The sequence below is a fragment of the Chamaesiphon sp. OTE_20_metabat_361 genome (genome assembly GCF_031364565.1).
In genome coordinates this window covers 1-10,258 of record NZ_JANLWO010000584.1, presented here as the reverse complement: position 1 = coordinate 10,258, position 10,258 = coordinate 1, and the positions used below count along the sequence as shown (strand labels likewise).

Annotated in this window: 9 protein-coding genes; 7 read left to right on the top strand and 2 right to left on the bottom strand. The window is 47.9% G+C overall.

The window, feature by feature from the left end; translation table 11 throughout:
- Window positions 1–68: 68 nt before the first annotated feature.
- Window positions 69–884: a pseudouridine synthase gene (locus RMO35_RS16875; RefSeq protein WP_309742481.1), complete on the bottom strand. Its 816-nt coding sequence runs from the start codon at window positions 882–884 to the stop codon at window positions 69–71.
- A 240-nt stretch (window positions 885–1,124) separates the two neighbouring features.
- Between RMO35_RS16875 and RMO35_RS16870 the strand changes: the two genes are divergently transcribed.
- From RMO35_RS16870 to nirD, 6 genes are all read left to right on the top strand, one after another.
- Window positions 1,125–1,817: a DUF2993 domain-containing protein gene (locus RMO35_RS16870; protein ID WP_309742480.1), complete on the top strand. Its 693-nt coding sequence runs from the start codon at window positions 1,125–1,127 to the stop codon at window positions 1,815–1,817.
- A 300-nt stretch (window positions 1,818–2,117) separates the two neighbouring features.
- Window positions 2,118–2,372, top strand: a complete 255-nt coding sequence (locus RMO35_RS16865) for a hypothetical protein (protein ID WP_309742479.1) — start codon at window positions 2,118–2,120, stop codon at window positions 2,370–2,372.
- Between the two features lie 183 nt (window positions 2,373–2,555).
- Entirely contained in the window at window positions 2,556–3,758 is a 1,203-nt protein-coding gene (locus tag RMO35_RS16860) for a murein transglycosylase A (protein ID WP_309742478.1), read from the top strand.
- An 87-nt stretch (window positions 3,759–3,845) separates the two neighbouring features.
- A complete protein-coding gene (locus RMO35_RS16855; protein ID WP_309742477.1) occupies window positions 3,846–4,574 on the top strand; it encodes a GUN4 N-terminal ARM-like repeat domain-containing protein in 729 nt (242 codons plus the stop codon).
- A gap of 189 nt (window positions 4,575–4,763) precedes the next feature.
- Window positions 4,764–7,292: a nitrite reductase large subunit NirB gene (nirB, locus tag RMO35_RS16850; RefSeq protein WP_309742476.1), complete on the top strand. Its 2,529-nt coding sequence runs from the start codon at window positions 4,764–4,766 to the stop codon at window positions 7,290–7,292.
- Window positions 7,293–7,404: 112 nt separating this feature from the next.
- Entirely contained in the window at window positions 7,405–7,761 is a 357-nt protein-coding gene (gene nirD, locus RMO35_RS16845; protein WP_309742475.1) for a nitrite reductase small subunit NirD, read from the top strand.
- Window positions 7,762–7,813: 52 nt separating this feature from the next.
- On the opposite strand, the gene RMO35_RS16840 is transcribed toward nirD, so the two are convergent.
- Complete coding sequence (locus tag RMO35_RS16840; RefSeq protein ID WP_309742474.1) at window positions 7,814–8,359, bottom strand: REP-associated tyrosine transposase; 546 nt, start codon at window positions 8,357–8,359, stop codon at window positions 7,814–7,816.
- Window positions 8,360–8,717: 358 nt separating this feature from the next.
- Here RMO35_RS16840 and RMO35_RS16835 point away from each other — a divergent pair.
- On the top strand, window positions 8,718–10,258 hold a 1,541-nt coding region (locus tag RMO35_RS16835; RefSeq protein WP_309742473.1), incomplete at its 3' end, for an NADP-dependent isocitrate dehydrogenase.

Below are 10,258 nucleotides of genomic sequence, written 5' to 3'. Positions count from 1 at the left end.
TTGAGAGCGGTCAGATGCTTGAGCGGTGCCAGTAGAGTCACGATCGCTGATGTGGGGTAGTTGTGGGATTATAATCGGGGTTTGATACTGAAGATACTCGATCGGGTCGCTGCTTCACCTTTAATAGAGGCAGCGGCAGTCGATCGATCCCCAGCAAATTCAAGGCTATGGAGTTCGGCAGAGTGTAAGTTACGGTAGGAACCGAGCGGTAACGATCGATCCCCATCGATATTAATGTCACCAATGCTGGTACGATGAAGGTATAAGACCGGACATCCTAGCAGAGTTGCAACTCTTCTAATCTGTCTGTTTCTACCTTCAGTAATCGCAATCTCTAGGAGAGTGCGATCGGGCTGTTGCTTGAGAATTCTCACTTTCGCGGGCAAAGTATCTTGCCCATCGAGATCGATCCCATTGCGCCAAGCACGTAGTACTGCGGCGGTGGGTTGACCTTGCACCCAAAGTTGATAGGTCTTACTAACGCTGTGACGCGGGTGAGTTAACCGAAAGGTTAAATCTCCATCATTGGTGAGCAACAACGCACCACTGGAATCAATATCTAATCTACCGACCGGATGAATTCCTTCACACTCGCGCAGTTGCGGTGGTAATAGCTCCAAGACTGTTTTGCGACCTTGTGGGTCGTAACAAGTGGAGACTACGCCAACTGGTTTGTTGAGCAGCAGGTAGACAGGCTTTGGTCGGCTCTGTAATACCACTAGTCTACCATCAACTTCTATGCGATCGGTAGTCGGGTCGGCTGTTTGTCCTAACTGAGCCACAACTCCATTCACCCGCACCCTACCAGCGACGATCGCTTCTTCGGCACGTCGCCGCGAAGCGATGCCCCATTGCGATAAAATTTTCTGGAGTCTAGCACTCATGAGTGAGAAGTGGGAGTCAAATATAGAGCAGTAGTCTAGAGCTAGGAAGCGTCCAAACCCTCAGTAATTAGTAGTATAGAGTAGACCGCGATCGCGGCTGGTATCTAGACAAACTAAATCCGGTCGAGAGCAACCCGATTTTCCCTAACTATTCCTATTGTAATCTTAGTATTGACTAGGAACTGGCGACTGTTTACATGTAAACTCGGTTGCATCAAATATTTCTGGGAACTAGTTCAATTGGCAAATCAATCTAGAGGGATTGTCGGTTCCGTACTCTCCCCCGCTTGTCGAGTCTGGCTGCGATCGCAAGTATCCCATGTAGACACCCTCCAAGTAGATATTCAAGGGGGTAGTCGGCAAATCTTAGGCGGGACGATTCCCCGCGCGACGGTAGTAGCTGTCGGAGCCATCTATCAGGGTTTATCGCTCGGATCGATCGATCTAGTCGCCGAAAATATTCGGATTAATCTCCCCCAAGTCATCAAAGGTCAACCCCTGCGGTTATTAGAGCCGATTGCCGTGACGGCTGATGTCAAATTCAGCGAGCGAGATTTGCAGGCTTCGCTAGCTGCACCCTTACTGGCTCAAGCCATGAACGATTTACTCGCCCAAATTTTGGCAACAGATCCCCACCAGCAAAATTGGCACAGCGACTGGCATCACTTGACAATCGCGCCCCAGCAGCTAACTTTACAAGGAAATTTAACGACTCAGGGACAGACAGTACCGATCGAGATCTCAATGGGAATCGATATTCAAGCTGGACACATCTTACTACTCGATCCGATCGCCATTACCTGCGCGATCGATCTCCCCGGTAGCGATATTCACTCCCATCAAATCGATCTGGGCAATGATGTCAATATTACCAAACTTCAGCTCCTAGCTGGCGAGCTACTTTGCCAAGGACATATTCAGGTTAATCCGTAGGAGAGGGGATAGGGGTAAGAGGTAAAAGGTAAGAGGTAAGAGGTAAAGGGTAAGAGGTAAAGGGTAAGAGGTAAGAGGTAAGAGGTAAGAGGTAAGAGGTAAGAGGTAAGAGGTAAGAGGTAAGAGGTAAGAGGTAAGAGGTAAAAGGTAAAAGGTAAGAGGTAAAGAGCTGAGCAGCGGCTAAGACACTATCCCTCATGCCCTATCCCCTATCCCCTATTCCCTATTCCCACCATCGATCCTCGGGTAAAACTTGGGCATACTCAAACTAATACGTCTCATCCAAACACGCTCGAAAGTATGGCTAAAATAGCTAACGAATATGCGGTGCATCTGCTCTTATCTGGCGGTCATCGGGAAGAAATCCGCTTTCCTACAGCTCAAGATTTCCAGAAATGGTATAGTAACGAACTGATGCCCAAAACAAGTTCTAGAGACTTTATCAACCTACCGATGAAGAACAATCAGGGTGAATACCTGCTGGTGCGTCCTGAGTGTATCGAAGCAATTCGAGTCGAGCCTGTATTTGCCTCTAGTATCGATCGGGATTACTAGGTTTTCTCACGTCTTGCACTAGTACACAAAAACTGAAAGTACCAAAAGTATCCACTATCCACTATCCACTATCCACTATCCACTAAAGATCGATAACCATCGCTAAGACGAAAGATTGGGAAACATGAGTTCCCCGAGCGTCGTCAACGATGGGAATGTCTAAACGTTACTTAGTAAGACTTCATGATTAAAACGCTGGCTTTACTCTCTTTGAATCTAGGTATTGCGCTAGGATTCAATCATCAAGCACCTTTACGCTTAAATGCTGAACCCAGTGCCAATGTCCGAGCCGATCGGGGTAGCTCCAATAGTACTAATAATACTAATAGTGATGAAGCAACTTCTTCGATCGGTTTTGACGACCAACTGTGGGGTAAATCCGGTGATAAACTGGCAATGCTCAAATCGATCGATCGAAGTCTGAAGTATTTAGAGACACCCGCCGCGATTAAAGCCTATCAAAATTATCCGATTCAGGGGATCGGTCGCGATCGCGTGCGCCGATCCTTAGTCCGATTTCGGCAGTTAGTCAATAGTAGTAAATCTGCTGGAGAACTACAAGCAGCCGTCAAAAAGGAATTTGTCTTCTATCAATCAGTCGGCAAAGATAATAAAGGTACCGTCCAATTTACGGGCTATTACGAACCGATTTATCAAGCCAGTCGCACGCAGACAGCCGAATTCAAATATCCGCTGTACAAATTACCTGCAAACTTTGGCAGTTGGAAAGATCCGCAGCCAGAACGCTTGCTGTTAGAGGGTGCAGATGGTCTCCAAGGTAGCAAAAGTGCGCTGGCAGGGAATGAGATATTTTGGATGCGCGATCGTTTTGAAGCGATCCTCGTCCAGATTCAGGGTTCAGCCGAACTCAATCTAACAGATGGTAGTAAAACTACTGTGGGGTTCGCTGGTGGTACCAATTTTGCCTACAATAGCATCGGCAAAGAACTAGCCAAAGATGGTAAAGTTACGCCCAGTCAGCTCACGCTTCCCGGTATCATCCGCTACTTCCGCGAAAACCCGCAAGAATTGAACGTTTACATTCCCCGCTACAAGCGATTTATCTTCATGAAGGAGACCTTCAATGGTGAAGCGATGGGGAGTATCAATGTGCCAGTTACACCCGAACGTTCGATCGCGACCGACAAGTCGCTCATGCCACCAGGCGCTTTGGCGTTGGTGCATACCGAACTGCCCTATAGTGTCGATGGTCGATCGATCCAGCAAAAACTTGTCAGTCGCTATGTCTTAGATCAGGATACAGGTAGCGCGATTACTGGCCCCGGACGTGTCGATTACTTTATGGGTACTGGTAAAATTGCTGGAGAGCGTGCTGGCGTGACAGGTGGGCCAGGACACCTTTATTATCTGTTATTGAAGGGCTAAGTTTAGCAGGTGGCAAGTAGCAACAAGTTAGTTTATTTTTGGTAAAATATCGATCGGACTACTCCACCTCATCGCAGTTCCTCACCCATGCCCGATCTCAGCACTACTTCAGCGTCGATACCTTCAGATGTCATCGAGTTGCAGGAAAAATTTATCGCCAGTACCCTCAAAACTCAGTTGCAGTTAATCCCGCAACTGATCGAAAAGGGACTTCCAGGCATTGAAGTTCTAACTGCATGGCTCCAGGAACAACGGGGAACTACACCGACGATTGTGGTAGGTGCAGTGTATCAAGCCATATATCAGAGCGAGTTTCCTGCTGGAAGAGCTTATCTCGATCGCGAATTTCCAACTGGAATCGTGCCATTAGTATCGAGTATTGGTGTCGATTATACCCAACTTCAGCAACTACTCGCCCAACAAAATTTTCAAGCAGCAGATAAACTTACTAACGAGAAACTGTGCGAACTCGCGGGTAAAGATGCCGTCCAACGTAAATGGATTTATTTTACCGAAGTCGAGCAGTTACCCGCACTCGATCTCCACACGATCGACACCTTATGGCTCGCCCATTCTGGCGGTAAATTTGGCTTTTCGGTTCAAAGTGAAATGTGGATGGGGATGAATAAAAATTGGGATAAATTCTGGCCGAAAATCGGCTGGAAGGAAGGTAATAACTGGACGCGTTATCCTGGGGCGTTTACTTGGGATTTGACTGCACCTAGAGGTCATTTGCCCTTATCCAATCAGTTGCGCGGCGTGCGAGTTATCTCTGCGCTGTTATCCCATCCGGCTTGGGAAAAAGTGACTAATTAAAGTTAAAAGCATCACCTTGCTGGTATTGGCGATCGCATTTCAGAAAGAGCCAAACACTAAAATGGCACGCTTGCCATGCAATTAATGAATAATAGCCAGCTATTATGTATCCCGAGATACAAATAAAATTCGCAAATCTGCCTAGCCTAATATAGACTCAGGATTATTGTAGCTATAGGCAGCATTGGTATGGCAAAGCGGTTAGTGACGATCGGCAATGGAATGGTCGGTCATCGGTTCTTGGAACAGATGGCAGCAAAAGGTGCGGATTGGGAACCGATCTGCTTTTGTGAAGAGCCACGGGTAGCTTACGATCGGGTTAACCTGAGCGGTTATTTTGCTGGGAAGACAGTCGCAGATCTCTCGCTCGTCGCACCAGATTTTTACACAGACAACAATATTCAGGTACACGTCGGCGATAAGGCTGTCAGTATCGATCGAGCTAATAAGACAGTCACCTCGGCTAAAGGTTTGACGATTAGTTACGATAAGCTGGTGCTGGCGACTGGTTCCTATCCCTTCGTACCGCCGATTAAAGGTAACGATCTTCCAGGTACTTTCGTCTATCGGACGATTTGCGATCTAGAGGCGACTGAAGCTTATGCCAAAGATTGCAAAGTCGGTGTCGTCGTTGGTGGTGGGTTATTGGGTTTAGAATGTGCCAATGCGCTCCAAAATTTGGGACTCAAGACGCATGTTGTAGAATTCATGCCCCGATTGATGCCTGTGCAAGTAGATGATGCTGGTGGTGCAACCTTGCGCCAGAAGATTGAAGATTTGGGCATCGGCATTCATACAGGCAAATCGACGACTGAGATTGTCGCCGACGAGAATGGGCGTGTCTGTAAGATGTTATTTGCCGATGGTACCGAACTAGAAACAGACATTATTGTTTTCTCGGCGGGGATTCGTCCCCAAGATGAGCTAGCGCGTCAGTGTGGTTTGAAAGTTGGCGATCGCGGCGGCATCGCGATCGATGATAATTGTCAAACATCCGATCCTGATGTTTATGCGATCGGAGAATGCGCTTTATATAATAACCAAATTTTCGGTTTAGTCGCACCGGGCTACCGGATGGCAGAGGTCGCCGCCGACAGGCTCTGTGGCAGTGAAACTAATAATTTTACTGGCGCAGACATGTCCACCAAATTGAAGCTATTGGGCATCGATGTAGCCAGCTTTGGGGACGCATTTGGTAAGACGACTGGCTCGAAAGTAATCGCAATCGAGGATGCCGTTTCAGGTGTCTATAAAAAGCTGGTCGTAAATGCAGATGGTACCCGCTTACTCGGCGGTATCTTAGTCGGCGATGCGACAGTTTACGGTACTTTGCTCCAACTGATGCAAAATCAGATGGCATTACCGCCGCATCCCGAAGATCTGATTTTACCGCCGCGCAGTGGTGCGACGATGGCGATGGGAGTCGAGCAATTGCCCGATACCGCCCAAATTTGCTCGTGTAATAACGTCACCAAAGGTCAAATTTGCACCGCGATTCAAGCACAAGAACTTCGCGATATCGGTAGCGTCAAATCCTGTACCAACGCGGGCATGGGTTGCGGTGGTTGCGTTCCGCTAGTTACCGACTTACTCAAAGCCGAACTCAAAAAAGCAGGCATCGCCGTTAATAACAACCTGTGCGAACACTTCGCCTTCTCCCGTCAGGAATTATATAGCCTAGTGCGATCGCAAGATCTCCACACCTTTCAACAACTCCTCGATCGACATGGTACCGGACGCGGCTGCGAAATTTGCAAACCAGCCGTTAGTTCGATTCTCGCCTCCGCCTGGAACGACCAAATTCTCGACGCACCCCACGTCGCCTTGCAAGATACCAACGATGCCTTCCTCGCCAATATCCAACGCGACGGCACCTACTCAGTCATCCCCCGGATTCCTGGCGGCGAAATCACCCCCGAAAAACTGATCGTCCTCGGACAAGTCGCCAAAGATTTTGGACTCTACACCAAAATAACGGGCGCACAGCGCATCGATTTACTCGGCGCACGGGTAGACCAACTTCCCCTAATTTGGCAGCGACTCGTGGCTGCTGGCTTTGAATCCGGGCACGCCTACGGCAAAGCTCTCCGCACGGTTAAATCCTGCGTCGGTAGTACCTGGTGTCGATTTGGCGTCCAAGATTCGGTCAGCCTCGCGATCGAGGTAGAATTACGCTATCGTGGACTCCGCGCGCCCCACAAATTTAAATCCGCCGTCTCTGGCTGTACCCGCGAATGTGCGGAAGCTCAAAGCAAAGACTTTGGCATCATCGCCACCGAGAAAGGTTGGAACCTTTACGTCTGCGGTAACGGCGGGATGAAACCCCAACACGCGCAACTACTCGCCGCCGACTTGGATAAAGAAACCTTGATTCGTTATGTAGATAGGTTCCTGATGTTCTACATCCGCACCGCCAACCGCTTGGAGCGCACGGCAACATGGTTTAATAAACTCGAAGGCGGGATGGAATATCTGCAAAATGTGATTATTAATGATTCGCTTGGTATCGCTGAAGAACTTGAAGCAGAAATGGCACATCAAGTCGCCACCTACGCCTGTGAGTGGGATGTCACGCTCAAAGATCCCGTGAAACTCCAACGCTTCCAACACTTCGTCAATACCGATATCCCCGATCCTAATATCGTTGTAGTAGAAGAACGCGGACAAAAGCGTCCTGTATTCGAGCATGAACGACAACTATTAGAGATCGATCGTTAAAATAAGTTAATTCAGGTAGGGGTAATTCATGAATTACCCCTACCTGAATTAACAAAGATCCACAGTCTGATTCGATCCTCGATCGAGCGTCGTAATTTATAAGAGCTTTTTAATGTCACAAATAGAATCAATTCAGCCAACCACCCAGCAGTGGACAACGATCTGCACCCTAGACCGAATCTTACCAAATACAGGCGTTTGTGCCTTAGTAAACGATCGCCAAATCGCCGTATTTAGAGTCGGTGAAGGTAATGATGTTTACGCGATCGAGAATTACGATCCGTTTAGTAAAGCATACGTCTTATCTAGAGGTATTGTCGGCGATCGCAATGGGATTCCCAAAGTCGCATCGCCGATTTATAAGCAAAATTTTAGCCTCTTAACAGGTGAGTGCTTAGATGATTCGAGTGTAAAGCTTGAGACTTTCTCCGCTCGGATTGTCGATGGACAAGTCCAAATTAGTAACTGAAATTCTATTCATAAAAAAGTAGGGTGTGTTATCGCGCCAGCGTAACGCACCATCACAGATCCTCGATCGGATCGTTAAGATCGATTTCATTGCTCCAATTTGACGGATAAATACCAGATCTAACAAACCGATGAATTCTAGAGAAAGCCCATCCCTGCGGTCGGTCGCACAATCCATGTCGAACGGGATTATAGTGAATATAGTCACAATGATTGGCAAAATCTGTCTCATCTCTAATTAAGTGTTCCCAGAAACGACGCTGCCATAAATTACGTTCTTTCCGTGCGATTCTCGATTCAGAAATACCAAGATCGATTTCTAACTTTGCACCATAATATCTAGTGACATACCTTTTAATTAATCGCATTCTGAGTGAGAAATTACTATCATCGACTGGTAATGTCAACAGGGCATGAAAATGGTCGGGTAAAAGGACAATCGCATCGATTTCAAAAGGGTATTGCTGGCGAACGTGCTGGATTGCCTCGCGCATTGCTACCCGTCCGATCTCAGAACAGAGCCAAGGTTGACGTTGATAGGTAACTTGGGTAATGAAATATGTCCCACCATTAACATATGGTCTGCGGTAATTAGACATTGGGGGAACATCTCGATCGTGTTAATTGAAACGGTGCGTCATGCTTCGCAGTGACACACCCTACTTTCTATAAGATGGATTGGTGCGTTATGCTTCGCAGCAACACGCCCTACTTTTTACTTAAGGGCTTATTTCGTCTGAACTCATCAGATCGTTAGGAATAACTATTTGACTATCCAATCATTGAATATCGGTTATCATTTCCATTACATACGATTCGAGATTGCCGATTTTATGTAATGTATCCTCTTAGATTACCCATTTCGCCAACTACACTACCAACAGATCCCCTAGAGATGTCAAAATGATGGTCTGGAACCATCCATCATTGCCAAAGCCACACATCCAAGGAAGATCTATGACAGCCCAACCCTCGAAAATCGTCTATACCCTCACCGATGAAGCTCCGGCTTTGGCAACTTATTCATTCTTGCCGATCGTCCAAGCATTTACCAAAGCTGCTAATGTATCGATCGAGACTGCCGATATTTCCCTGGCTGGGCGGATTATAGCTGCATTTGGCGATCGATTGACACCTGCGCAACAACAACGTGATGCTTTAGCAATGTTGGGCGAATTGGCAAAGACACCGGATGCGAATATTATCAAGTTGCCGAATATCAGTGCTTCGACGCCTCAATTGACAGCCGCGATTCAGGAGCTACAAGGGCAGGGGTACGGCATTCCCGACTATCCCGCTCAACCGCAGAATGATGCAGAGGTGGCGATTAAGGCGCGGTATGCCAAGATTTTGGGGAGTGCGGTGAATCCGGTGTTGCGGGAGGGAAATTCTGACAGGCGGGTAGCAGCGGCGGTGAAAAAATACGCTCAAAAGAATCCCCACAGAGTTGGTGAATGGAAGCAGGATTCCAAGACTCATGTATCTCACATGGAGAGTGGTGATTTTTATGGGAGCGAGCAGTCGGTAGTTGTTAGTGATGCGGGTAATGTCAAAATCGAGCTAGTCGCAGCGGATGGTGCGGTGAAGGTGCTAAAAGATCGGGTGATGGTGACGGCGGGGGAAGTTATCGATGCGGCGGTGATGAGTGTCAAGGCGTTGCGGGCTTTTTTCGATCGCGAAATTCAAGCCGCAAAGTCTGAAAATATTTTGCTCTCGCTCCACGTTAAGGCGACGATGATGAAAATCTCCGATCCGATTATCTTCGGGCACGCGGTTAAGGTTTATTATCAGGATGTGTTTGCTAAATATGCCGAAACCTTTGATAAGTTGGGCGTAAATCCTCATAACGGGATTGGGGATGTCTATGCCAAGATTCAATCCTTACCAGTAGCCGAGCGGGAGAAGATCGAGTCTGACATTCAAGCAGTGTATAGTACTCGTCCCCAACTCGCGATGGTGAATTCCGATAAGGGGATTACCAATCTCCACGTCCCCAGCGACGTAATTATCGATGCGTCGATGGCTGCGGCGATTCGGACTTCGGGCAAAATGTGGGGCGCGGATGGGCAAGCGCACGATATGAAGGCGATGATTCCCGATCGCTCTTATGCGACGATGTATCAGGCTTGTATCGAATTCTGTCAGGAGCATGGTGCATTTGATGTTGCCACGATGGGAAATGTCGCCAACGTGGGCTTAATGGCGCAGAAAGCTGAGGAATATGGCTCTCATGACAAAACCTTTGAAATCCCCTTTGATGGGGTGGTGCGGGTGCTAGTTGCCGCTGGTGAGACATTAATGGAACATCAAGTCGAGCAGGGCGATATCTGGCGGATGTGTCAGACGAAGGATTTACCGATTCAGGATTGGGTGAAGTTAGCGGTAAATCGCGCCAGAGCGACGGGTTGCCCGACGATTTTCTGGTTGGATCCAGATCGCGCTCACGATGCGAATATTATTGCCAAGGTGACGGAGTATTTAACCCACCACGACACGAC